Source organism: Mesorhizobium sp. WSM1497, assembly GCF_001672455.2.
In the GTDB taxonomy this organism is placed as follows: Bacteria; Pseudomonadota; Alphaproteobacteria; order Rhizobiales; family Rhizobiaceae; genus Mesorhizobium; species Mesorhizobium ciceri.
In genome coordinates this window covers 3,467,387-3,491,399 of the sequence record NZ_CP021070.1, presented here as the reverse complement: position 1 = coordinate 3,491,399, position 24,013 = coordinate 3,467,387, and the positions used below count along the sequence as shown (strand labels likewise).

General features: G+C 63.3%; 25 protein-coding genes and 1 pseudogene. 10 read left to right on the top strand and 16 right to left on the bottom strand.

Annotation, left to right across the window (positions count from 1 at the left end; genetic code table 11):
• Nucleotides 1-80: 80 nt before the first annotated feature.
• Together metF and A9K65_RS16950 are read right to left on the bottom strand one after the other, a co-directional pair.
• Nucleotides 81-998: a methylenetetrahydrofolate reductase [NAD(P)H] gene (gene metF / locus A9K65_RS16955; RefSeq protein ID WP_024501484.1), complete on the bottom strand. Its 918-nt coding sequence runs from the start codon at nucleotides 996-998 to the stop codon at nucleotides 81-83.
• A complete protein-coding gene (locus A9K65_RS16950; protein ID WP_013530933.1) occupies nucleotides 995-2,017 on the bottom strand; it encodes a metalloregulator ArsR/SmtB family transcription factor in 1,023 nt (340 codons plus the stop codon). Before A9K65_RS16950 ends, metF begins: the two co-directional genes overlap by 4 nt.
• A gap of 122 nt (nucleotides 2,018-2,139) precedes the next feature.
• Here A9K65_RS16950 and tsaA point away from each other — a divergent pair, with 122 nt between their 5' ends.
• A complete protein-coding gene (gene tsaA / locus A9K65_RS16945; RefSeq protein WP_084015800.1) occupies nucleotides 2,140-2,676 on the top strand; it encodes a tRNA (N6-threonylcarbamoyladenosine(37)-N6)-methyltransferase TrmO in 537 nt (178 codons plus the stop codon).
• Nucleotides 2,673-2,987, top strand: a complete 315-nt coding sequence (locus tag A9K65_RS16940; protein WP_064993835.1) for a DUF2293 domain-containing protein — start codon at nucleotides 2,673-2,675, stop codon at nucleotides 2,985-2,987. The genes tsaA and A9K65_RS16940 overlap by 4 nt, the downstream gene beginning before the upstream one ends.
• Nucleotides 2,988-2,993: 6 nt before the next feature.
• Here the strand turns inward: A9K65_RS16940 and A9K65_RS16935 are convergent, their stop codons facing one another.
• Nucleotides 2,994-3,491, bottom strand: coding sequence for a hypothetical protein (locus A9K65_RS16935; RefSeq protein ID WP_064993836.1), 498 nt, complete (start codon nucleotides 3,489-3,491; stop codon nucleotides 2,994-2,996).
• Between the two features lie 157 nt (nucleotides 3,492-3,648).
• Between A9K65_RS16935 and A9K65_RS16930 the strand changes: the two genes are divergently transcribed.
• The gene (locus tag A9K65_RS16930) at nucleotides 3,649-4,614 is read left to right on the top strand and encodes a D-amino acid aminotransferase (protein WP_064993837.1); all 966 of its coding nucleotides are present in this window, start codon (nucleotides 3,649-3,651) and stop codon (nucleotides 4,612-4,614) included.
• Between the two features lie 129 nt (nucleotides 4,615-4,743).
• On the top strand, nucleotides 4,744-5,583 hold the full coding sequence (locus A9K65_RS16925; protein ID WP_063170269.1) for an SDR family oxidoreductase: 840 nt from the start codon (nucleotides 4,744-4,746) through the stop codon (nucleotides 5,581-5,583).
• 47 nt (nucleotides 5,584-5,630) lie between these two features.
• Here A9K65_RS16925 and A9K65_RS16920 read toward each other — a convergent pair whose 3' ends face one another.
• Nucleotides 5,631-6,248 carry an MOSC domain-containing protein gene (locus A9K65_RS16920; RefSeq protein ID WP_064994045.1) on the bottom strand — a complete coding sequence of 206 codons (618 nt, stop codon included), beginning with the start codon at nucleotides 6,246-6,248 and terminating at the stop codon, nucleotides 5,631-5,633.
• Between the two features lie 197 nt (nucleotides 6,249-6,445).
• Between A9K65_RS16920 and A9K65_RS16915 the strand changes: the two genes are divergently transcribed.
• Nucleotides 6,446-7,012 (top strand): isoprenylcysteine carboxylmethyltransferase family protein, encoded by a 567-nt coding sequence (locus tag A9K65_RS16915; RefSeq protein WP_064993838.1) that lies wholly within the window; start codon nucleotides 6,446-6,448, stop codon nucleotides 7,010-7,012.
• Between the two features lie 10 nt (nucleotides 7,013-7,022).
• Here the strand turns inward: A9K65_RS16915 and A9K65_RS16910 are convergent, their stop codons facing one another.
• From A9K65_RS16910 to A9K65_RS16895, 4 genes are all read right to left on the bottom strand, one after another.
• A complete protein-coding gene (locus A9K65_RS16910) occupies nucleotides 7,023-8,144 on the bottom strand; it encodes a beta-ketoacyl-ACP synthase III (RefSeq protein WP_064993839.1) in 1,122 nt (373 codons plus the stop codon).
• Between the two features lie 142 nt (nucleotides 8,145-8,286).
• Entirely contained in the window at nucleotides 8,287-9,054 is a 768-nt protein-coding gene (gene tam / locus A9K65_RS16905) for a trans-aconitate 2-methyltransferase (RefSeq protein WP_064993840.1), read from the bottom strand.
• Between the two features lie 43 nt (nucleotides 9,055-9,097).
• Entirely contained in the window at nucleotides 9,098-10,747 is a 1,650-nt protein-coding gene (gene ettA / locus A9K65_RS16900; protein WP_013530923.1) for an energy-dependent translational throttle protein EttA, read from the bottom strand.
• Nucleotides 10,748-10,911: 164 nt separating this feature from the next.
• On the bottom strand, nucleotides 10,912-11,919 hold the full coding sequence (locus tag A9K65_RS16895) for a ribonuclease T(2) (protein WP_013530922.1): 1,008 nt from the start codon (nucleotides 11,917-11,919) through the stop codon (nucleotides 10,912-10,914).
• Nucleotides 11,920-12,102: 183 nt separating this feature from the next.
• On the opposite strand from A9K65_RS16895, the gene A9K65_RS16890 reads away from it, so the two are divergent.
• The 3 genes from A9K65_RS16890 (at nucleotide 12,103) to A9K65_RS16880 (ending at nucleotide 15,959) form a co-directional block, all read left to right on the top strand.
• A complete protein-coding gene (locus tag A9K65_RS16890; protein WP_064993841.1) occupies nucleotides 12,103-13,038 on the top strand; it encodes an alpha/beta hydrolase in 936 nt (311 codons plus the stop codon).
• Between the two features lie 99 nt (nucleotides 13,039-13,137).
• Complete coding sequence (locus tag A9K65_RS16885; protein WP_064993842.1) at nucleotides 13,138-14,313, top strand: CaiB/BaiF CoA-transferase family protein; 1,176 nt, start codon at nucleotides 13,138-13,140, stop codon at nucleotides 14,311-14,313.
• A complete protein-coding gene (locus A9K65_RS16880; RefSeq protein ID WP_064993843.1) occupies nucleotides 14,310-15,959 on the top strand; it encodes a thiamine pyrophosphate-binding protein in 1,650 nt (549 codons plus the stop codon). Before A9K65_RS16885 ends, A9K65_RS16880 begins: the two co-directional genes overlap by 4 nt.
• 211 nt (nucleotides 15,960-16,170) lie before the next feature.
• Here A9K65_RS16880 and A9K65_RS16875 read toward each other — a convergent pair whose 3' ends face one another.
• Nucleotides 16,171-16,611, bottom strand: a complete 441-nt coding sequence (locus A9K65_RS16875; protein WP_064993844.1) for a CHRD domain-containing protein — start codon at nucleotides 16,609-16,611, stop codon at nucleotides 16,171-16,173.
• A 154-nt stretch (nucleotides 16,612-16,765) separates the two neighbouring features.
• Nucleotides 16,766-18,049 carry a cystathionine gamma-synthase family protein gene (locus A9K65_RS16870; protein ID WP_064993845.1) on the bottom strand — a complete coding sequence of 428 codons (1,284 nt, stop codon included), beginning with the start codon at nucleotides 18,047-18,049 and terminating at the stop codon, nucleotides 16,766-16,768.
• Between the two features lie 125 nt (nucleotides 18,050-18,174).
• Between A9K65_RS16870 and A9K65_RS16865 the strand changes: the two genes are divergently transcribed.
• Nucleotides 18,175-18,633, top strand: a complete 459-nt coding sequence (locus A9K65_RS16865; protein ID WP_027034983.1) for an Lrp/AsnC family transcriptional regulator — start codon at nucleotides 18,175-18,177, stop codon at nucleotides 18,631-18,633.
• 50 nt (nucleotides 18,634-18,683) lie between these two features.
• Here the strand turns inward: A9K65_RS16865 and A9K65_RS16860 are convergent, their stop codons facing one another.
• The 5 genes and pseudogenes from A9K65_RS16860 to A9K65_RS16840 form a co-directional block, all read right to left on the bottom strand.
• Nucleotides 18,684-19,655, bottom strand: a complete 972-nt coding sequence (locus A9K65_RS16860; protein ID WP_013530916.1) for an ABC transporter substrate-binding protein — start codon at nucleotides 19,653-19,655, stop codon at nucleotides 18,684-18,686.
• Between the two features lie 40 nt (nucleotides 19,656-19,695).
• Nucleotides 19,696-20,850 carry an ABC transporter permease gene (locus tag A9K65_RS16855; protein WP_064993846.1) on the bottom strand — a complete coding sequence of 385 codons (1,155 nt, stop codon included), beginning with the start codon at nucleotides 20,848-20,850 and terminating at the stop codon, nucleotides 19,696-19,698.
• Nucleotides 20,847-21,725: an ABC transporter permease gene (locus A9K65_RS16850; RefSeq protein WP_024501500.1), complete on the bottom strand. Its 879-nt coding sequence runs from the start codon at nucleotides 21,723-21,725 to the stop codon at nucleotides 20,847-20,849. The genes A9K65_RS16855 and A9K65_RS16850 overlap by 4 nt, the downstream gene beginning before the upstream one ends.
• Nucleotides 21,726-22,136: pseudogene (locus tag A9K65_RS16845) on the bottom strand (DUF559 domain-containing protein); the annotation flags it as partial.
• Nucleotides 22,137-22,251: 115 nt separating this feature from the next.
• Complete coding sequence (locus A9K65_RS16840; RefSeq protein WP_013530913.1) at nucleotides 22,252-23,043, bottom strand: ABC transporter ATP-binding protein; 792 nt, start codon at nucleotides 23,041-23,043, stop codon at nucleotides 22,252-22,254.
• A gap of 142 nt (nucleotides 23,044-23,185) precedes the next feature.
• Between A9K65_RS16840 and A9K65_RS16835 the strand changes: the two genes are divergently transcribed.
• Nucleotides 23,186-23,596: a cupin domain-containing protein gene (locus A9K65_RS16835; RefSeq protein ID WP_064993847.1), complete on the top strand. Its 411-nt coding sequence runs from the start codon at nucleotides 23,186-23,188 to the stop codon at nucleotides 23,594-23,596.
• Nucleotides 23,597-23,658: 62 nt separating this feature from the next.
• Here A9K65_RS16835 and A9K65_RS16830 read toward each other — a convergent pair whose 3' ends face one another.
• Entirely contained in the window at nucleotides 23,659-23,994 is a 336-nt protein-coding gene (locus A9K65_RS16830; RefSeq protein ID WP_244506838.1) for a hypothetical protein, read from the bottom strand.
• Nucleotides 23,995-24,013: the final 19 nt, after the last annotated feature.

The following is a 24,013-nucleotide window of genomic DNA, read 5'->3' as shown; positions in this document are numbered from 1 at the left end:
AGCGGGGAAGACCAGCACCCAAATAGTCCAACCAATTCAAAAGGCCGGGTTTTCCCGGCCTTTTGTTGTTGAGCCCGACCTCATGCCGCGGCTGATCCGGCGGCCGCCGCCTCGTGCGAGCGAATACCGATCATATGGCAGATGGCAAAGACCAGATCGGCGCGGTTCATGGTGTAGAAGTGGAAATCGCCGACACCGCGCTCGACCAGGTCCATGACCTGTTCGGCTGCCACCGCCGATGCCACCAGCGCATGCGTCTGCGGGTCCTTGTCGAGGCCTTCGAAACGCTCCGCCAGCCAGCCGGGCACATGCGCGCCCGCCCTCGCGGAAAAGTTCGCGACCTGCTTGAAACTGTGAACCGGCTGGATGCCCGGCACGATCGGGATGTAGATGCCGGCGCGGCGGACGCGCTCGACATAGCGCTCGTAGAGATCGTTGTCGAAGAAGAACTGGGTGATCGCCCGCGTCGCGCCATTGTCGACCTTGCGCTTCAGCATCTCGATGTCGGTGGCGAAATCGGGGCTTTGCGGATGCTTTTCCGGGTAAGCCGCGACGGAGATGTCGAAATCCGCGATCGTCTTGAGCCCGGCGACCAGTTCCGCGCCATTCTCGTAGCCACCGGGATGCGGCCGGTAGGGCTCGCCGACGCCGGAGGCCGGGTCGCCGCGCAGCGCCACGAACCGGTTGATGCCGATCGATTTGTAATCCCGGATGACCGCATCGACCTCGTCGCGCGTTGCCCCGACGCAGGTCAGATGCGCCGCTGCAGGAATACCGGTTTCCGTCAGGATGCGCTTTACAGTGCGCGCGGTGCGCTCCCGTGTCGAGCCGCCGGCGCCGTAGGTCACCGAGACGAATTTCGGCTTCAGCGGCTCCAGCCTCGTGACCGTCTCCCACAGCCTCGCTTCCATCTCGTCCGTCTTCGGCGGGAAGAATTCGAAGGAAACCCTGACCTTGTCGCCGATGTCGGGGCGGCGGGAAAAGCGGAACTGGTTCATGCGATTTCCCCCATCGAGTTCGCTTTGGCCTGCCTTGTGTCGTTGGAAGGATCGGCAATCAGCAGGCGCCGATCGCGGCCGAGCCAGAGTTTCACGGTGAGCCTCGCCTCATTGCCACCGCGCGGCTCGAACTCCTGGGCATCTTCGAGATCGAGGCCGGCTTCCGAAAACCAGTCGGCGATCTGCCGGTCGGAAAAGCCGAGCCGCATATGCGCATGCTCCTCGCGCAGGAATTCCAGCGCATGCGGCGCGAAATCGACGATGACCAGGCGTCCTGCCGGACGCAAAAGCCGCGCCGCCTCGTGGATGGCGCGGGCGGGATCGTCGAGATAGTGCAGCACCTGATGGATGGTGACGAGATCGAAGGCATCGCGCTCGACCGGCGGCGCGAAGATGTCGCCCTGCCGAACCTGCGCGTTCGAAACGCCGGCCTTGTCGAGATTGGCGCGCGCTACGGTCAGCATCTCGCGCGACATGTCGATGCCGACACCGCGCCGATAGAGCGGCGAGAAGATTTCGAGCAGCCGCCCGGTGCCGGTGCCGAGATCGAGCATCGACTGGAACGGCCGCTTGCCGACCAGTTTCAGCATTGCGGCTTCGACGGCGCGGTCCGGCACATGAAGCGAGCGGATATGGTCCCAGCTTGCCGCATTCACGGAAAAATACTCGACCGCCCGGTCCTGCCGCTTGCGCTTGACCGAGGCCAGGCGCTCAAGATCGCGCTCGACCTGCGGATCGGCGCCGCGAATGCCGGAAACCAGGCCCATGACGAAGTCACGCGCGGAATCCGCATCCGACAGGCGGAAGAAGGCCCAGGACCCTTCCTGGTAGCGGCCGATCAGCCCTGCCTCCAGAAGCAGCTTCAGGTGCCGCGAAACGCGCGGCTGCGACTGGCCGAGAATTTCGGTAAGATCGGAAACGGTGAGGTCACCGCGCGACAGAAGTGCCAGTATGCGCAATCGGCTGGATTCGGCCGCCGCCTTTAACGTATCCACCATAGTGTCGAGCGAGACATGCATCAGCGTATTCTCTTTGAAAAGATATAAACATATGTTTATGTCAGTTTTCGAAACCTTGCAAGCGCTATGTCGCTTCCGGACAAGAAAATGCCGCTTGTGTGGCGTTTTAAGAGACATGGGCCATGACTGGACCGCGTGAGATGTTCGAGGCCCGCGAAGGCGAGCAGAGGCTGGAAAACGATCCCGCCCTGATGCCGCCGGATGACGGCCTCGTCTTCATCGGCCGCATTGCCTCGCCGTGGACGACGCGCGAAACCTGCCCGAAGAACATGCGCGCCGCGCGCGAGACCGGGCAGAAGGCAGTGCTGACCATCGACGCGCCCTACCGAAATGGCTTACGGGGGCTGGAGCGCGCCAGCCACGTCATCATCCTGTCCTGGCTGCATCACGCGCCGCGGGACCTGATTGTGCAGAAACCACGCCATGCGGCCGAAGCAAAAGGCGTATTTTCGCTGCGCTCCCCTGCCCGCCCCAACCCAATCGGGCTGCATGTGGCCAGGCTCGTCGGGCTCGACCAGAACACCGGCCGCATCGATCTCGACGCCATCGACGTGCTCGACGGCACTCCGGTCATCGACATAAAACCCTATTTCGCCTCGACCGACGCTATACCGGAGGCGACCATCGAAGGGCGCGACGAGCCCGGGGTTCGGCGATGACGGCGCCCACCGGTCGCCGCCGCGCCATCGCCAAGGCGCTGACAGCACTTCTGCCGCTGGCACCCTATGCCGACATGGAGAAGATCCGCGGCGACGCCGGCGCGGTCCACATGAAGACCTTACCACCAGGCATCGCCGTATGGCTGGCGACGATTGCCCATATCCGCCACATGCACACAGATTACGAGAAACTGCTGAGCGAAGGTTACGACCGCGACTCGGCGCGTTTCTTCGTCATCGAGCAGACCAACGTCGTGCTCACTCGCTGGCGCGCGACGCGCCTGCTCGACGCGGATGACGAGAAGGAATGACCACGGCTACTTCCGCTTAAGCACTGCGACCGCATTATAGGGCTGACCATCGGCCTGGCCGATCCAGGTCCAGGACAGATTTTCCTTGAAAAACCTGACGGTGATGTTGCCGCCGTCGATGCATTTGTCCTGACCGTAGGTGATGCTCTCGTGGTATTCCGCCGAAATGCCGTCCCTGGACGTCTGTGACAGCGATCCGCCGCAGCCGAGTGACGGATAGTCGATCGACGCGCTGCCATCGTTGATGGTCATGGCGATCGGCCAGTCGGCCCCGGCGTCACCCGCCGGGCTTTGATGGCCGCTGCCGACCCAGGTGCCGCTCAGCGACGGCACCGCGCAAGACACGTTCTGAAAGATCGGTGTCAATTCGCTGCCGGTTTTCTCGCAGCGATAGGTCTGCCCGCCCTGGCACAATTCCTCGCCTTCGCGCGCGCACTGGGCGCTGGCTTCGCCCGCGGTGGCGAACATCGTCATGGCTGCTATGACGGCCCCAAGCCTGCCCATCTTCCCCCTCCCGTTCAGAGCGCGCAATCTAAGGCAATTCCGATCCAATGTATCGGCGAGATCGTCATCGAGGCCGAACAGCACCGGGCGGGTGGCTCTATGCGTTCTGCCCTGCGCCGATAGCCTGCTGACTCGCCTTGCGTGACAGGAGGCCCCAATGAGCCACACGGCGACGACACAGGACGAGAAGCAACTGCCCGCGGTTGGCGACCGCCATGTCGACCCGCATTCCTACCCCGACGGCATCGCCTTTCTCGACGGCCAATACCTGCCGATGTCGCAGGCCAAGATCTCGGTGCTGGACTGGGGTTTTCTGCATTCCGACGCCACCTACGACACCGTGCATGTCTGGAACGGCCGCTTCTTCCGCCTCGATCTGCATCTCGACCGCTTCCTCGGCGGGCTGGAAAAGCTGCGCATGACCATTCCCTTCGACCGCGACGGCGTGACCGAAATCCTGCACAATTGCGTGGCGCTGTCCGGTCATCGCGCCGCCTATGTCGAAATGCTGTGCACGCGCGGCGCCTCTCCGACCTTCAGCCGCGACCCGCGCCAGGCGGTCAACCGCTTCATGGCCTTCGCCGTGCCGTTCGGCTCGGTCGCCAACGCCGAGCAGCTGCAGCGCGGCCTGCGCGTCGCCATCAGCGACAAGATGCGTATTCCGCCGGCCTCGATCGACCCGGCGATCAAGAATTACCACTGGCTCGATCTGGTGCGCGGCCTCTACGATGCCTATGACCGCGGTGCAGAGACCGCGTTGCTCCTCGACTTCAACGGCAATGTCGCCGAAGGCCCGGGCTTCAACGTCTTCTGCGTCAAGGACGGCAAACTGTCGACCCCGGCCACCGGCGTGCTGCCCGGCGTCACCCGCCGCACCGTCTTCGATTTCTGTGCAGAAGAAGGCCTTGCCGCCACGGCGACCGATGTCAGCGTCACCGCATTGCGCGAGGCCGACGAGGTGTTCATCACCTCCACTGCGGGCGGCATCATGCCGGTGACGGAGATCGACGGCGCGGCGATCGCCAATGGCAAGGTCGGACCGATCACCAGCCGGCTGATGGCGCGCTACTGGCAAAAGCACGATGACCCGGCCTGGTCGTCTCAGGTGAATTATCCCCGATAATTCAGGCGTCTTTGTCAAAAGATTCCCGTCGCCTCTGGAAAATCAGAGGATCGACCGTATATGCCCGAAAGCGGAGAAGCCTCCGCTTTCATCCAAAATCACGCCCGCAGGGGCAAGGACTCCAAGATCATGACAAACAAGGTTTGGTTCATCACCGGATCGTCGAAAGGCTTTGGCCGCGTCTGGGCCGAGGCTGCACTCGCGCGTGGCGACCGCGTCGCGGCAACCGCCCGCGATGCTGGCACCCTCGCCGATCTCGTCGAGAAATACGGCGACAGGATTGCCGCGATAAAGCTCGACGTCACCGACAAGAAAGCCGTCGATGCCGCTGTCGCCGAGGCGCACAAGCGTTTTGGCCGGCTCGACGTCGTCATCAACAATGCCGGCTACGGCCATTTCGGCGCCATCGAGGAGGTCAGCGAACAGGAAGCTCGCGACCAGATCGAAACCAATGTCTTCGGCGCTCTGTGGGTCACTCAGGCCGCACTGCCGATCATGCGGGCACAGCGTTCCGGCCACATCATCCAGATCTCGTCGATCGGCGGCGTCAATGCCTTTGCCTCGCTCGGCCTCTACCACGCCTCGAAATGGGCGCTGGAGGCCTTCAGCCAGTCGCTCAGCATCGAGGTCGCGGAATTCGGCATCCATGTGACGCTGGTCGAGCCGGGCGGTTTCTCCACCGACTGGGCCGGGCCGTCGGCCAAGGTGTCCCAGCCGATCGAGGCCTATGCGCCCGCCCGTGCCAAGATGGCCGAGCGCCGCGCCAATTCGGTCGCCGGCGATCCAGACGCCACCGGGCCGGCCATGCTGGCCATTGTCGACGCCGCCGAGCCGCCGCTGCGGGTATTCTTCGGCGATGGCGGCCTGCCGATGATCAAGCAGGAATACGCCAACCGCATTGCCACCTGGGAGAAGTGGGACGACGTTTCCATCATGGCGCAAGGCGTGAAGAAGAACCGCAAGGGCTGAAGTCCAGCGCTTTTGCTGCGCCGCTCCATGGGCGGCGTAGCCGGCCCTCAGGCTTGATAAATCCACTGCTCCGGCACGCGCAGCGATATCTCTTCGCCTGCCCTAACCGTGCCTGGCTTCTCTACCCAGGCGACAATGCCGCGCAGCCGCTTCGCCGCTTTCGGGAACAGCAGAGCGCCGGCTTCGACGTCGGCCATTCCGGCGTTCTCGGCGATCGACCGGCCGGCGATGCGGCACGGGCCATTCTGCGCGTCGACCTTGACTGTCACGCCGCCCTTGAAGAACAGCAGCGTGCCGGACGGCAGCATGGAGAGGTTCGGCACCCCTTCCATCACCAGATTGGCGCCGATCCATTCCGGCTTGATCTCGACCAGGCCCATGCGCTCGGCGACAACCGCCAGCTCGTCCGCTGCCACGATGGACAATTGCCGCTCGTTGCGCATTTCAGTGCCGCGCGGATACCAGGGCTCGCGCCCGCCCGAACGCCGCGTCGGTCCAGCATGGAAATCGCCTGATATGCCGTCGAAACCCAGCCGCAATTCGTCCACCGGGCGCGTCTGAAAATGATCCGGCGGCGCCACGTAAAGCGCTGCCGCCCTGGCGGTCAGCTTTCGCGCGGCGATGATTTCAACCGGCTTTCCAGCCTCGGGGAAGAGATCCGGCATGGCGTTCTTTCCATTCGTCATCCAGCGAGTTAGCCGGGTGCTCTTCGCGGCGTCCAGTCGAAAGTGCTGATCGTCCGATCAACAGCACCGATAGGATCGCGATCACGCTTTTCTTACCTGTCATCGATCTCGCACCGCATTGCCGGCGTGCGGTGCCGGTTTCATAGTGACGTCCAGACGGTTTGCGGAGGCTGATCATGCGACCTGTGACGGCAATCACGTTGCTTTGGTTGATCTGGGCAGGAAGCTGGGCCGTCGCCGCTTTGTGGTCCGACCCTGCCCAGAAGCGCGCCGGGTTCAAGGCGGAGGCCCGCTATCGGGGTCTCTGGGTAGCCGGCGCGGTGCTGCTGTTCATTCCGGCGCACGGCTATGAAGGCCGGCTCAGGCTGTGGATGCCTGATCTCCCCGAAGCCTGGATCTGTGTCGCCCTGATCGCCATCGGCATCGCCTTTGCCTGGTGGGCGCGCCTGCATCTCGGCAGGCTGTGGTCGGGCACCATCACCGCCAAGGCCGGGCACCGTGTCGTCAACACCGGCCCGTATGGCCTTGTCCGGCATCCGATCTACACCGGATTGCTGCTGGCGATCCTCGCCACCATGGCGGCCAAGGGCACCGTCTGGGGCATAGCCGGAACCGCGCTGCTCATCATCGGCATCGTGACGAAAGCCAGGCTGGAAGAAAACTTCCTGCGCGGCGAACTGGGCAGCGCCTATGACGACTATGCCGCGCGCGTTCCGATGCTGGTGCCGTTCGCACCAGCATGACGCGGCAGCCTCAAAGCATTCTCAGCAGCGCGCCGCCGATCGAATAGCCCGCGCCGAAGGCGCAGATCAGACCGAAATCGCCCGGCTTCATGTCGGCGTGGTTCTCCGACAGCGCGACGATGGCCCCGGCGCCCGCCGTGTTGCCCAGCCGCTCCAGCACCATTGGCGCGCGGTCGTGATCGACCTCGTGGCCGAACGACAGCTTCAGGATCATCGCATTCATCCGCGCATTGGCCTGATGCAGCCAGAAGCGCCTGATCGCCTGCGGCGTCAGCCCGTGCTCGGCGAGGAATTCGACGATGAATTTCTGCCCGGCGACGGTGACTTCCTTGAACACCTTGTTGCCGACCTGCTTGATCAGATTGCCTTGCAGATTGATCATGTAAGGATCATCCTGGGCGGTGCGGGTATGGTAGCCCAGATTGGTGCGGATGTTGTTCGACATCTGCGTCCAGATGCGCGTGTCGAGCACCTCGAAGCGCCCCGGCCGCTTGTCGCCCTGCGCCAGCCCTTCGACCACCATCGACACCGAAGCGTCGCCGAAGATGAAATGCGTCTGCCGGTCGCGGAAATTGAGATGACCGGTGATGATCTCCGGCGTCGTCACCAGAATGCGCTTGTGCGCGCCGGACCGCACCAAATTGACGGCGATGTGCAAGGCCGCCGCCGCCGAAGAACAGCCGAGCCCCATGTCGAAGCCTGCGCCCTTGGTGCCCAGCGCCTCCTGCATTTCGATGGCGATCGCCGGATAGGGCCGCTGGTGATGCGAGGCCGAGCAGATCACCAGGTCTATATCCGACGGCTGTAGTCCCGCATGCTCGAGAGCCTTCTTTGCCGAGGCGATGCCGAACTCGGCTTCGAGCGACAGCGCATCGTCGGGCCGAGCCGGAATGCGCGGCGACATGCGGGTCGGGTCGAGAATGCCTTCGCGCTCGATGACATGACGGGTGCGCACGCCCGAAGCGTGGACGATGAAGTCGCTATCCGATTTCGCCAGCGGCGGCTCGTCGGTGCCCAGGCGGCGCGCATTCTCCGCGTCGACCCAGGCATTGAAGCTGGCCACCAGCTCTTCATTGGTGATTGTGGCTTCAGGGATTTCAACGCCGATGCCGCTGATGATGACGCGATGCATGTCCAGTCCGTCCCATCCGCAGGCGTTGCGGGCTTCATGTGGGCGCCGGAACGCTCCGGCGCAACAGTTTTCTCACCGCGGCGGTTTACGCCGGCTTAAACCAAAGGTTTAGGCCGGACTGGTCCTCGTGCAACATGGATAATCAGGCCCGCTTGGCAACGATGAAGATGCGTGGAAAGCGCAAAAGCACCTTACCGCTAGCCGTTTTCGGATAGGCCTTGGCGATCTTGGCCGTGTAGCTTTCGAGGAACATCGCCCGTTCGTCGGAATCCAGCGGATCGAGGAACGGTTTCAGGCCCGTCGACTTCACCCATTCGACGATCGCTTCGGCGTCGGCAAGCGGGTGGTTGTAGATGGTATGCCAGATATCCAGCCGATCACTGAGCGGCGACAGGAGGTCATAGTAGGACGACACCGGCGGCAACGGCCCGCGTGCCGCGCCCTTGAACTTTTCGGCAAACGGCATTTCGGCGGCGGTCTCGCGCATCAGGCGGTGCGAGTCTTCGCCCATATTGTCGGGCATCTGGACGGCCAGCGCGCCGCCTGGCGCGAGGAAACCCATCAGCCGCTGGAAGACTGCGGGATGCTCGGGCAGCCACTGGAACACCGCATTGGCAAAAATCACGTCGACCGGCTCCGCCGGCTGCCATTTGGAGGCATCGGCGAGATCAAAGGTGACCTCGGGCAAGCGCGCCCGCGCCTTCTCGATCATGTCGGGCGAAGTGTCGAAGCCGCTCACCTCAGCATCCGGCCAGCGCTCGACAAGCAGTTCGGTCGAGTTGCCAGGCCCGCAGCCGATGTCGACGACCCGGCGTGGAAAGTCGACGGGCACCTGCGCCACAAGATCCCGCGCGGGCCGCGTGCGCTCGTCTTCAAATTTCAGATATTGGGCGGCGGACCAATCAGCCATTTGAGCTCCTCATGCCGGTTGAGATCGCCGCCCGGAAAACCCCCTACCGCGTCAGCCTCTTGTAGGTCATGCGGTGCGGGTTGACGGCATCTGGCCCGAGGCGGCGGATCTTGTCCTGCTCGTAATCCTCGAAATTGCCCTCGAACCATTCGACATGGCTGTCGCCCTCGAAGGCGAGGATATGCGTCGCCAGGCGGTCGAGGAACATGCGATCGTGGGAGATGATGACCGCGCAGCCACCGAAATTTTCCAGCGCGTCTTCGAGCGCGGCCAGCGTTTCGGTGTCGAGATCGTTGGTCGGTTCGTCGAGCAGCAGCACATTGCCGCCGGTCTTCAACATCTTGGCCAAATGCACGCGGTTGCGCTGGCCGCCGGAGAGGTTGCCGACCTTCTGCTGCTGGTCGCCGCCACGGAAGTTGAACGACGCGCAATAGGCGCGCGTGTTGGCCTCGAACTTGCCGAGCTTGACCACTTCTGCGCCGCCGGAAATCTCTTCCCACACCGTCTTCGACGGATCGAGAGCATCGCGGCTCTGGTCGACATAGCCGAGCTTCACCGTTTCGCCGACGCGCACAGAACCCGCATCCGGCTTTTCCTGGCCGGTGATCATGCGAAACAGCGTCGTCTTGCCGGCGCCGTTCGGGCCGATGACGCCGACGATGCCGCCGGGCGGCAGCTTGAATTCCAGGCCGTCGATGAGCAGCGTGTCACCAAAGCCCTTCGACAGGCCTTCCGCCTCGATCACGACATTGCCGAGCCGCTCGCCGTGCGGGATGACGATCTGCGTATCGCTCGGACGCCGCTTGTCGGCTGCATCCAAAAGATCCTGGAACGCCTGGATACGCGCCTTGGATTTGGTCTGGCGGGCCTTCGGGCTCGACTGGATCCATTCGCGCTCGCGGCCGATGGCGCGCTGGCGGGCATCGTCCTCGCGGCCTTCCTGCTTGAGCCGCTTGGCCTTGGCTTCGAGGTACTTGGTGTAGTTGCCCTCATAGGGAATGCCGCGGCCGCGATCGAGTTCGAGGATCCAGCCGGTGACGTTGTCGAGGAAGTAGCGATCGTGGGTGATGATCATCACGGCGCCCGGATAGGCACGCAGATGCTTTTCCAGCCATGCCGTGGTTTCGGCGTCGAGATGGTTGGTCGGTTCGTCGAGCAGCAGAAGGTCGGGCTGGCGCAGCAAAAGCTGGCAAAGCGCGACGCGGCGGCGCTCGCCGCCCGAAAGCTTGGTGACTTCCGAATCCTTGGGCGGGCAGCCCAGCGCTTCCATCGCCATCTCGACCTGCTGTTCGAGATCCCACAGGTTCAGCCGGTCCATCTCGTCCTGGAGCTTGGCCGACTCGTCGGCCGTCTCGTCGGAGTAGTTCATCATCAATTCGTTGTAGCGTTCGATGATGGCGGTCTTGGCGGCGACGCCTTCCATGATGTTTTCGAACACGGTCTTGTCCGGATCGAGCGCCGGCTCCTGCGCCAGGTAGCCGACAGTGGCGCCTTCGGCGAGCCACGCTTCGCCGTTCCACTCCTTGTCGAGCCCAGCCATGATCTTGAGGATCGTCGACTTGCCCGAACCGTTGGGGCCGAGGATGCCGATCTTGGCGTCCGGATAGAAGGAGAGATGGACATTCTCGAGCACCTTCTTGGTGCCATAGGCCTTGTTGAGGCCGGCCATGTGATAGATGAACTGGCGTGCCACGCGCGCTTTCCCTGAAAAACCGACTGGATTTGTCGAATTGAATGGAGGTTGGCCGCTATGTAGGCGATGCGGCGGCGAACGGCAATCGCTTTTGCCAGATCAGGCCAATCACACGGACAAGTGTGGACCGCTGCTCGTGCAGTCTGGGGGCCGTTCAACCGCCCTTACTGGAACCCGATAGCGTCGACGGTGCCGGTCGGGCAGCCTGCCTTGTTGGTCGGCACCGAAGCCAGCAGCAGGTCCTTGAGCGCGCTGTTCGGGCCGATCGGGCCGGCGAGGCCGAGGGTCAGTTCGCCGATCAGCCGCCTGCCGCTCGACGGATCGATGACGCAGGAAACGCGCACGCGGTCCCCTGCTCCCGCCCCGAAGGCAGTGTCGAAAGCGCCGCGGATCTGGTCGGCCGTCAGCTTGCCGCCGATGTTCTTGGCAAAGAGATCGCGCACCGGCGAACTGTTCACCGCGCGCATCAAATTCAGCGCGTCGGAGAAATAGTCCTGCTGGCTCTTGCCGTAGCAGGTGCCGTGCTTGATCCATTCATGCCGTTCGAGGTGGGAGGCCGTTCCAGGCATCACCTGATCGAGTTCCGTGCGGGTGTTGGCGTCAAGATTGACCGGCGGCAGGTCTTTCCAGTGAGCCGGATTGTCGTTGGCCTTGTCGCTCGCCGTCGCCTGGCAATAGAAATTGCCATTCGGCTGCGGCCACAGGCCGTGCAAGGTGAAATGCGTGGCGTCGAAATCGCCGGCACTTTGTGCCCTGCATTCGGTCTTGTTCGACTTTGTCTCGCAAAACGCCGGCTGCCAGCTCAGCGCGAAGACGTATTCGGGCTTCCCCGATGCCGCCGGCTTGCCTTGCCCGTCAGGCGCGGCCGGCACGGTCGCCGCGCTGCTGCCGGAAACATGGCCGCAGCTGACCTTCACCCAGCGGCGCTCCGGATCGGCGCCCGGCACCAGGATGAGATAATGCGTCGGCGTATCCTTGTTGCCGGCAAGCAACTGATAGCTCTGCCCGGCATCGGTCGAGACATTGCCGGGGTTCTTGCCGTTCTTGATCGCTTGCGTCGCCGGACAGGCGGCGTCGGCGACGAAGCTGCCGCTCATCTTCACGTCGGCATGCGCGGCCCCGGCCAGCGACGCCGCCAACATGGCCAATCCGAAAACGACACCGATGCGCATGGAGAATCCCCGGCTGAAGAAGTGGGCGACAGACTGAAGCTGTCTCCATGTCAGAATTGCGATATTTTGCTGACCGAACGCAAGAAACATCGTCGCGAAAAGCGGGTTTGCCGGATTGACGCATAATGTGGGCCGGCGCAAACAAAGCCAACGACGACAAAAGCAAGGGCGGGACCAGGCGGCATGTCATTCAGCCAGCAGCGCGTGGTTGCCTCGCCGACCGGTGCTGAGCTCAATCTTTTCGTCAGGCAGGCCGCCGATGGCCGGGCACGCGCCGTCGTCCAGATCAATCACGGGCTAGCCGAGCACGCAGCGCGCTATGCCCGCTTTGCCGATTTTCTTGGCTCGCGCGGTTTCGACGTCTATGTCCACGATCATCGCGGCCACGGCGCGACCAAGGCGTCCGACGCTCCGCTCGGCAGGTTCGCCGACAGGGACGGTGCCGCCAAGGTGATCGCCGACGTCGACGTCATCCATGATCTCATCGCCCGCGAACGGCCAAACAGACCGGTCATCCTGTTTGGCCATTCGATGGGTGCGTCGGTGGCGCTGAACTACCTGTTGCGCCACTCGCCACGCGTTCACGCGGCAGCAATCTGGAACGGCAATTTCTCCCAAGGCCCGCTTGGGCAGCTTGCGCTCGGCATCCTTGCCTGGGAACGGATGCGGCTCGGCTCCGACGTGCCATCGCGCCTGCTGCCGAAACTCACCTTCCAGGCCTGGGGCAAGGCGGTGCCCAATCACCGCACGCTGTTCGACTGGCTGTCGCGCGACGAAGCGGAAGTGGCGAAATACATTGCCGATCCCTTGTGCGGCTGGGACGCTTCGGTGTCGATGTGGCGCGACGTCGTCGGTATGGCGCTGAACGGCGGCAAGGATGCCGGCTTTGCCGGTATCCGGCGCGACCTGCCCGTCAGCATCGTCGGCGGCGAGAAGGATCCGGCTTCCGACTATGGCAAAGGGATCACCCATCTTGCCGATCGCATGCGCAAGATGGGCTTTTCGAATCTGGTTTCAAAGGTTTACGCCGACACCCGCCACGAAAGCCTGAACGAGGTGAATCGCGACATTATCATGGATGATTTCGCCGCCTGGGCCGACGAAGTCCTCAAAGCGTGACGGATTGGCCCATTGCAAGAGCCGTGACAGCCGTTGCAGGGCTTGATAGAGGCTCTGCTTTCGCAGCAATCGCAGTGATTGCGGCAACCACGGTGATCCATGGCTGAGCCCCCGCTGAAAGGCGTCCGCGTCGTCGAACTCGCCCGCATCCTTGCCGGGCCATGGGCCGGGCAGTTGCTTGCCGATCTCGGCGCCGATGTCATCAAGGTCGAGAGCCCCGATGGCGGCGACGACACCCGCAAATGGGGCCCGCCCTTCGTCATGGGCAAGGACGGCGAGAACCTGTCGGCCGCCTATTACCATTCCTGCAATCGCGGCAAGCGCTCCATCGCCATCGATTTCTCGACCCCGGAAGGCGCCGAGACGGTGCGCCGGCTGGTCGCCACTTCGGACGTGCTGATCGAGAACTTCAAGCTCGGCGGCCTGAAGAAATACGGCCTCGACTATGATAGCCTGCGCAAGATCAACCCGCGCCTCGTCTACTGCTCGATCACCGGCTTCGGCCAGGACGGTCCGTACGCACCGCGCGCCGGCTACGACTTTATCATCCAGGCCATGGCCGGCATGATGTCGATCACCGGCGAGGTCGGCCGCGAGCCGCAAAAAGCCGGCGTCGCCATCTCCGACATCTTCACCGGCCTTTATTCGGTCATCGCCATCCAGGCAGCACTGCGCCATGCCGAGCAGACCGGCGACGGCCAGCATGTCGACATGGCGCTTTTCGACACCCAGATCTCGGCGCTCGGCAACCAGAATTTGAACTATCTCGTCTCCGGCAGATCGCCGGTGCAGATGGGCAATGCGCATATGAACATCGCCCCCTACGAGGTGGTGCCGGTCCGGGATGGGCACATCATCCTGGCGGTGGGCAATGACGGCCAGTTCGCCAAATTCTGCGCTGCCGTCGGGCTGGACGACCTGCCTGCCAATCCCGACTTCGCCACCAATCCCGCCCGGGTCGCCAACCGGGCCAAGTTGCGCGAACGCATGGTCGAGGCGCTGAAGGTTTTTGACCGCGATCCGCTGCTGGCAAAGCTCGAAGCGGCCAGCGTGCCGGCGAGCCCGATCAACACGATCGGCCAGATGTTCGCCGACCCGCAGACGATCGCGCGCGGCATGCGGCTCGACCTGGACGACGGCCATGGCAATCTTCTGCCTTCGGTGCGCGCGCCGATGGTGATGTCGGGCACGCCGCTGGTCCATGAGCGCCCCTCGCCGCGCCTGGGCGAGCACACCCAAGAAATCCTTGCCGAACTGGAGAAGTCTGGACAATGAAGACTGGCGGACAACTCATCGTCGACGCTCTCGAAGCCAACGGCACCGACCGCATCTACTGCGTGCCCGGTGAATCCTATCTGGCGGTGCTCGACGCGCTGCACGATTCAGCGATCCGCACCATCGTCTGCCGCCAGGAAGGCGGTGCCGCCATGATGGCCGATTGCCACGGCCGCCTGACCGGCAAGCCCGGCATCTGCTTCGTCACCCGCGGCCCCGGCGCCACCAATGCCTCGGCCGGCATCCACATCGCCATGCAGGATTCGATACCCGTCATCCTGTTCATCGGCCAGGTCGCCGGCCACGCCAAGGAGCGCGAGGCTTTCCAGGAGGTGGATTACAAGAGGTTCTTCGGCGACATCGCCAAATGGGTAGTCGAGATCGACGACGCCTCGCGCATCCCAGAATTCGTCACCCGCGCCTTCGCCGTGGCGACATCGGGCCGTCCCGGCCCGGTGGTGATCTCGCTGCCCGAAGACATGCTGACCATTGTCGTCGAAGCGCCCGTCGCCTTGCCGCACACACCGGTGGAAACACGGGCCGGCGAAGCGGAACTCGATGCGCTGGAAAAGCTGCTGGCTAAGTCCAAGCGGCCTTTCGTCATCCTTGGAGGCACGCGCTGGGACGCCGAGGCGGTTGCACAAATGCGCACGATCGCCGAGGCCTGGTCGCTGCCGGTCGGCTGTTCCTTCCGCCGCCAGATGCTGTTCGATCATCTGCATCCGAACTATGCCGGCGATGTCGGCATAGGCATCAACCCGAAGCTGGCCACAGCGATCAAGCAGGCCGACCTCTTGCTGCTGATCGGCGGCCGCATGGGCGAAATGCCCTCCTCGGACTACACGCTGCTGAAAAGCCCCTACCCCGCCCAGACACTGGTCCATGTCCATGCCGATTCCGGCGAGCTCGGCCGCGTTTACAGGCCGGCATTGGCGATCAACGCCTCGCCGTCCGCCTTCGTCGACGCTTTCGCCAAACGCAAGCCGGCCTCCGCACCCGTCTGGGCAGCCGAGACGCCAAAGCTGCATGCCACCTATCTCGACTGGTCGACACCACCCGAAAGCGGCCCCGGCCCGGTCCAGATGGGCCCGATCATGAACTATCTCGAAAAGATGTTGCCCGACGACGCCATTCTCACCAACGGCGCAGGCAATTACGCCACCTGGGTGCATCGCTTCCATCGCTTCCGCCGCTTCGCCACTCAAGGTGCACCGACGTCAGGCTCGATGGGCTATGGCACGCCTGCGGCAGTCGCCGCCAAAGAGCTGTTTCCAGAGCGCACCGTGGTCGCTTTCGCCGGCGACGGCTGCTTCCTGATGAACGGGCAGGAATTCGCCACTGCCGTGCAATACGACCTGCCGATCGTCGTCGTCGTCGTCAACAACGGCATCTACGGCACCATCCGCATGCATCAGGAGCGCGAATATCCCGGCCGCGTGGTGGCCACCGACCTCAAGAACCCCGATTTCGCGGCTCTCGCCCGCGCCTATGGCGGCCATGGCGAAACGGTTGAGAAGACGGCGGACTTCGCCCCGGCCTTCGAACGCGCCCGCGCCAGCGGCAAGCCGGCGATCGTCGAGATCCGGCTCGACCCCGAAGCGATCACCCCGACCCGGACGATGACCCAGATCCGCGACAAGGTTTGAGAGCCGACCGGGGCAAGTCGAGTTCCTTCACGCCCCCTCTGCCCTGCCGGGCATCTCCCCCTCAAGGGGGGGAGATTGGCAGTTTCGTCGTCTCGCCCTTCTTCCAACACTGGCGATTGGCGAAACCCGAAGTACATTCGATCTCCCCCTTGAGGGGGAGATGTCCGGCAGGACAGAGGGGGGCGCTGTCCCGCCAACCTTCAACGGTCAGCTACTTCGCCTTCTCGATCTGGCCGCGGACCTCCCCATTCGGGTTCGCTTTGGTGTGGACGTTGACGTAATACTTGCCGGCCTCAAGGTCAGCCGCCTGGGCATCAGTGAGCGTCTCCGACCCCTTGATCGGGCTCTTGAGTTTTTTGAACGGGATGACAGGGTCGGCGTTTTCACCCATCGCCGTAGGGCCATGAATATGCGCGGCCGTCGCCGGTCCGCTGAGGCCGGAATATTTGACGTTCCAGTTGAGCTTCTTCTTGGTCGTGTCGAAGGTGAAAGTGGCCGTGCCCTTACCCTTCGTGGTGACGGGCGGGCTCTGCTGGCTGCCGTCTAGTGTCGCCTTGAACTTTTCCATGGCTGCCAGGGCCGGCGATGCGAACAGGAAAGCGGTCGAAATGGCCAGCGCCGACAGCGCCGGTAAGAAGGATTGGGTGCGCATGAAGAACCTCCGATTGACTGTGCACGCGTCGCGGCTCCCCGGCGCGCGCATGCGCCAACGGAACGGCCTGGCGGCACAATGTATCCAACCACACATTTTTGTGATGACGTATAGAGATCCTAGGGGCCGTCCTGTCCGGCTTCAGCGATAGCGGTCAGACCGCCGCCAGCGCCTGCGTCAGGTCGGCGATCAGATCGTCCGGATGCTCGACGCCGATCGACAGCCTGACCGTGGTCTCCAGCACGCCGATGCGCTGGCGCACCTCGAAGGGAATGCCCGAATGGGTCATGGCCGCGGGGTGACTGGCCAGCGATTCCGTTCCGCCGAGGCTCACCGCCAGCTTGAAGATCTGCAATCCGTTGAGGAAGGCGAAAGCCGCCTTCTCCCCGCCCTTGATGTCGAAGGAGAAGGTTGATCCGGCGCCGCTGCATTGCGCCCTGTAGGCGCGGCCGGCCGGCGTATTCTCGCCCAGAAACGGCAGGTAGTGCACCTTGTCGACCTTGGCGTGGTCGCGCAGGAATTCGGCGATCAGGCGAGCATTGTCGTTGGCCCGCTCCATGCGGATCGACAGCGTCTCCAGCGAGCGGCCGAGCATCCAGCAGGAATGCGGGTCGAGCTGCGTGCCGATCGCGCCGCGCAGCGCCTTGATCGGCTTGGTGATAGCCTTGCTGCCCATGGCGGCACCTGCGATCAGGTCGGAATGGCCGCCGACATATTTGGTCAGCGAATAAACCGACACGTCGGCACCATGTTCGATCGGCCGCTGGAACACCGGACCCAGCAATGTGTTGTCGCACACGATGATCGGCGTTGACCCTTGGCTCGCGCCGATCTCGTCGGCGATCTTGCGCATCAGCGCGAGGTCGACCAGGCTGTTGGTCGGGTTTGACGGCGTCTCGATCAGGATGACCGACACGCGGCCTTTCACGACGGCCGCGTCGGCGGCCGTGCGCACCGCCGGCTCATCCACGCCATCCGCGAAACCGACAGCACCGATGCCGAAACCGGAGAGCGTGCGCGTCAAAAGCGTCTCCGTGCCGCCGTAGAGTGGCTGCGAATGCAGGATGACGTCGCCTGGACGGGCATAGGCGAGCAGTGTCGTGGCGATCGCCGACATGCCCGATGAAAACAGGATACAGGCATCCGTCCCCTCATAAATCGCCAGCCGGTCCTCGACGATCTCGCTGTTGGGATGATTGAAGCGCGAATAGACCAGGCCGGAGGCGGTGCCGCTCGGCGGCTCCTTCCTGCCGGATGTGTAGTCGAAGAAGTCGCGTCCCTCCTCCGCCGACTTGAACACGAAGGTCGAGGTCAGGAACACCGGCGGCTTGACGGCGCCCTCCGACAGCTGCGGATCGAAGCCATAGCTCAGCATCAGCGTCTCCGGATGGAGCTTGTGGTTGCCGATATGGGTTTTCGACGGGCGTGGCGCGGTCATGGCTTTTCCTGCCTGTTCGAGTGAAATAGTGAACGGCAATTTATGCGATCTCGTTCCACCAGTCCTTGCTATTTTTGGGCTCACATGGCTGCATTCCCGCAACAAATTGCCTGGAGAGACCAAAAGTGCAGCAGAAGATAGCCGACGATTTCGACCTGAAAATCCTGCGTGAGCTGCAGGCCGACGCCCGCATCACCAACAACGAGCTTGCCGAGCGCATCGGCCTGTCGCCGTCGCCCTGCCTGAGGCGGGTGCGGCGGCTGGAGGAGACCGGGGTCATCAGAGGCTACACCACGCTGGTCGATCCCTCAGCCTTCGGCTGGAGCATGGTCGCCATCGCCACCATCCGGCTCAGCCGCCAGAACGAAGACGAGATCGTGATGTTCGAGGACGCGATCCGCGGCTGGGAAGAGGTGCTGGAATGCCACCTCGTCACCGGTTCGCGCGACTATGTGCTGAAAGTGGTGACGGGAAGCCTCGAACAATACGAGCGCTTCATCAAGGAAAAGATCGCGCGGCTGAAATGCGTCGCCTCGATCGAGACCAGCTTCGTCATGAACACCATAAAGGAACGGCGCCTCTGACATTTCTGCCGGAGGCGCCGCTTTCTGGATAGATGTGTTGCCGGCTAGGCTTACTTGACCGCTTTGTCGGTGATGGCGGTGGTGTAGGCGCCGGTCGGCTCCTTGGTGATGATCTTCTGGTCGAGCAGCGCCTTGGCGGTGCGCTCGTAGGTCGCCGGGTCAAGCTTGCCGTCGGCATTGTCGATCAGCTTGGCGACTTCGCTCATCATGCGCTTCTGGTGGTTCTCGTCCTGGCCGCCGCCGTCCATGACGATGCCTGCGGCTTCGTCATTGTTGTCGATGGCATATTTCCAGCCCTTCATCGAGGCGCGCACGAAACGCACCATCTTGTCTTCGAAGGCCGGATCCTTGAGCTTGTCTTCGGACGCATAGAGCCCGTCCTCGAGCAGGTCGTTGCCCATGGCCGAGTAGTTGAACACGGTCAGCTGTTCCGGCTTGTAGCCGGCGTCGATCAGTTGCCAGTATTCGTTGTAGGTCATGACCGAGATGCAGTCCGCCTGCTTCTGGATCAGCGGCTGCACGTCAAAACTCTGCTTGAGCACCGTGACGCCGTCCGGGCCGCCCTCGGTCTTCAGGCCGAGCTTGTTCATCCACGCGTAGAACGGATACTCGTTGCCGAAGAACCAGACGCCGAGCGTGTGACCTTTGAAGTCGGCTTCGGTCTTGATCGGGCCGTCCTTCGGGCAGACCAGCTCCATGCCGGCCTTCTTGAACGGCTGGGCGATGTTGACCAGCGGCACGCCCTTTTCGCGGGCAGCCAGCGCACCGCCCATCCAGTCGACGATAACGTCGGCACCACCGCCGGCGATCACCTGCTCGGGCGCGATATCGGGACCGCCCGGCTTGATGTCGACGTCGAGACCCTCGGCCTCATAGAAACCCTTGGCCTTGGCGACATAGTAGCCGGCAAACTGGGCCTGCGTGACCCATTTCAGCTGCAACGTCACCTTGTCGGCGGCCATTGCCTGGAAAGCGGCAAGCGACATCGCGCCAGCCAGAACGGGAATAATCAGTCTTTTCATTTTGTTACCCTCTGAAGTTAGTGCCCTAAACCCACCGCCCCTATCCACCACGGACAGAGGGATGCCAAAACGTGACGGCTCTTTCGACAAGAGCGACCACGCCATAAAAGACCGAACCCGCAAGTGCTGCAACTGCGATTTCGGCCCAGACCATGTCGATGTTCATCCGCCCGACCTCGGTCGAGATGCGGAAGCCCATGCCGACGACAGGCGTGCCGAAGAACTCGGCAACGATGGCGCCGATCAGCGCCAGCGTCGAGTTGATCTTCAGCGCGTTGAAGATGAAGGGAGCTGCTGCCGGCAGCCGAAGCTTCAAGAGCGTCGGCCAGTAGCCCGACGCGTAGGTGCGCATCAGGTCGCGCTCCATATGGCCGGAGGCGGCCAGACCGGCGACCGTGTTCACCAGCATCGGGAAGAAGGTCATGATGATGACCACCGCCGCCTTGGACTGCCAGTCGAAGCCGAACCACATCACCATGATCGGCGCGACGCCGATGATCGGCAGCGCCGAGACCATGTTGCCGATCGGCAGCAGGCCGCGCCGCAGGAAAGGCACACGGTCAGCGAGCACCGCGGTGATGAAGCCGGCGCCGCTACCCACGACATAACCGAAGATGACCGCCTTGAAGATGGTCTGGCGGACATCGGCGCCGAGCACCGGCAGCGAACCGGCGATGCGCGCGCCGATGGCACTTGGCGGCGGCAGCAGGATGAAGGGTATGCCGGCCCCACGCGTCACCGCTTCCCAGATGATCAGGATCCAGGCGCCGAAGATGGCCGGGATGATCAGGCGCAGCGCGGTGCGAGCCCATTTGGCGAAGGGACGCAATGATGACAGCACCGCCACGCAGCGCCAGCCAAGCAGCCATGCGGCGGTGAGAAGCAGGAAGTACGGCGTCCGCGCCAGGCCTTCGAAACCGGTGATGCCTCCAATCAGCAGCCACGCGAGCAAATGTGCGCCGATGAAAAGCACAACGGCTTCGACGATGGACGGTATTCTGGCCATCGAGATCAAAGCAGCGACAAGCAGAACGCCGAAGATCAGCCAGGTCGTCGCCACATAGGGATATATCAACGTCCCTGCAGGCTGCGCCAGTGGATCGACTTTCGGCGCGGCGATCGGGCCGAGCGCCACTGCGATCAGGCACAGCACGATCGCCAGCACTGCCTGCCAGGAGGGTTTCAGCCAGTTCATGCCGGCCTCCCGCCCATGGCGCGGTCGACGAGGCGCCCGGCAATGCCGACCACCATGACCAGAAGGGCGGCCACCACCGAACCGGCGACCAGCGCCGACCAGATGTCGATGGACTGGCTGTAATAGGCGCCGGCGAGCAGCTTGGCGCCGATGCCGGCGACAGCGCCAGTCGGCAGTTCGCCGACGATGGCGCCGACCAGGCTTGCCGCCACCGCCACTTTCATCGAGGTGAACAGGAACGGCACCGAAGCAGGCACGCGCAACTTCCAGAAGGTCTGCGCGCGACTGGCATTGTAGGTGTGCATCAGGTCGAGATGCATGATCTCGGGCGAGCGCAGGCCCTTCACCATGCCGACAGTCACCGGGAAGAACGACAGATAGGTCGAAATCATCGCCTTCGGGACTAGCCCGCTGATGCCGATCGCCCCCAGCACGACGATGATCATCGGCGCCACAGCCAGGATGGGAATGGTCTGCGAGGCGATGATCCACGGCATCAGGCTGCGGTCGAGCGTCGCCACATGGACAATGCCGACGGCGATGATGATGCCGAGCGCCGTGCCGAAAGCGAAGCCGAGCAGCGTCGACGAAAGCGTCACCCAGGCATTGTAGACCAGGCTGCGGTTGGAGGTGATGGGCCGCAGGAAGGTGTTCTCGAAGAAATTCACCGCCACCTGGTGCGGCGCCGGCAATGTCGGCTTCGGCTGCGACAGCGTCTTGCCGATGAGTTGGCTGAACGTGGATGTTTCACCGGCGCGACGATCGAGATCGCGCTGGAACGGCGTGTTGAGGATGACGGCGAAGACATACCAGAGCGCGACCACGCCAACGAGGATGGAGGTGACGGGAACGAGCTTATCGCGGAAGGTGTCCATCTAGCGGGCCTCAGCCGACTGGCGCCCTCCTCTCCCCAACGGGGAGAGGGTGGCCGGAGCGAAGCGGAGGTCGGGTGAGGGGGTAGAAATCTTTCCGTCAAGGCAAGCCAAGATCGTATCCAGGACCGCTCGACGTTCGGCCAAAACCTCATGATTCCAGAACCGGGGAACCGAATAACCTTGTCCGTTCAGCCAAGCTGTCCTGGAAGGGTCGGTTGGAGAATCTGCGTGCTGACTACCATCAAGTTCGACAATCAGGCTTACCTCGCGACAAACAAAATCCGCGATGAACGGTCCAAGCGGCACTTGCCTCACAAATTTGTAGCCATTGAGATGACGGCCTCTCAGCTCCCCCCAAAGCCTGTATTCAGCCTCGGTCTCGTCAACCCGCAGCTTTCGGGCGCGAGCGGTTGCCCCGACCTTTCTCTTGGTCGAATCCGTCGGCGCCGCCCCCTCACCCGACCTCCGCTTCGCTCCGGCCACCCTCTCCCCGTTGGGGAGAGGAGGGAGCCCGTCGTTTGCTCCCTCAATCGTCATAGCTGTGCCCCGCGCGCAGCCCGTCCCGCACCCGCGCTGCGATCGCCAGAAACTCCGGCGTCTCGCGGATGTCGAGCGGCCGCTCTCTCGGCAGCGTCGATTCGATGATGTCGCTGACGCGGCCGGGGCGCGGCGACATGACGACGATGCGCGTCGACAGATAGACGGCCTCCGGAATGGAGTGGGTGACGAAGCAGATGGTCTTGTTGGTGCGTCCCCACAATTCCAGCAGCTGCTCGTTGAGATGGTCGCGCACGATCTCGTCCAGCGCGCCGAACGGCTCGTCCATCAGCAGCAGGTCGGCGTCGAATGCCAGCGCACGGGCAATCGAGGCGCGCTGCTGCATGCCGCCCGAGAGCTGCCAGGGATATTTCTTCTCGAATCCAGAGAGGTTGACGAGGCCGAGCGTGCGCTTGATCCGCTCGCCTTGCTCCGCCCTGGATAGGCCCATGATCTCCAGCGGCAGCCCCACATTGCGCTCGATGGTCCGCCACGGAAACAGCGCCGCCGCCTGAAAGACATAGCCATAGGCGCGTTTCTCGCGCGCCTGCTCTGCTGTCATGCCATTGACGGAAATCGCCCCCGAGGTCGGCTTCTCCAGATCGGCGATGACGCGCAGCAGCGTGGTCTTGCCGCAGCCCGAAGGCCCGATGAAGGAGACGAACTCGCCCTTGCCGATGGTCAGATCGACATTGGACAGCGCCTGCACCGGCCCGTCATTGGTCTGGAAGGTCAGCCCGAGTTTGCTTGCCGCGACGACGGCTGGCGAATTCCCCGTCATCGGTTGCCGCCTGCCTGTTTCCGTTCCCGCGGCGGCTGGAATCCGATTGCTTTTATCGCGATGTTGTTTTCCACTTACCCTGTCCCATTTGGCCCTGTCCCTCTGACCTTGTCCCACGCGATCGACGCCCGGAGTTTCCCCGATGTCGCCCAAACCCACTTGTCATCTTATCCGCCCTGAAAGCACTTATGAAGGCAAGCAGGGGCTGACCTATTTCGCCGGCATTGCCGCCGAGACCGTCGGTGCCTCCGGCATCTGCATGCACATGCTCACCATGCCGCCCGGCGCCCGCGCCAAGGCGCATATGCACGAGAGCCACGAGACGGCGATCTATGTGCTCTCCGGCGAAGTTCACACCTGGTATGGCGACCGGCTCGAGCATCATATCGTCGTCAAGGCCGGTGATCTCTTCTACATCCCCGCCGGCGTGCCGCATCTGCCGGCTAACCTGAGCGGCGCCCCGTCCTCTGCCGTCATTGCGCGCACCGATCCCAACGAACAGGAAAGCGTCGTCCTGCTGCCGGAACTGGATGTGCTGGTCGCCGGAAGCTGACTTCGCCGGGCTAGGCGCCCGTCGGCCAATTGCTAGAGGTTTGCGCCCGCCAGCTTCGGCAATCATCGGCACCGAGACACTTCCCCATAGACGGTGCCGTCCGCATCCGCGACCACCAGTTTCTTGGCGTTCTTGGTGCTGTGCTTGATGATGAAGGTGGCGGGCGACTTGCCCTCTTCGCCTTCGGCCTCGCACTCCGCCTTCACCACAAGCGAGCCGTCGGCCTGGACCCTCTTGCCGGTGAAGGTGCAAGCGCTCGTCGCCGTGATGAAGTCGGTGTTGGTTAGAAGCAGCATGTCCTCGGCGTAGACTTCCTGGCCGTTCTTGTTGATGCAGCCGGACTTGTTGCCATAAGGTTTGGCTAGGTCGATGCCGGCCGCCGACACTTGGCTGGCCACCAGAACCAAAACTGCCGCG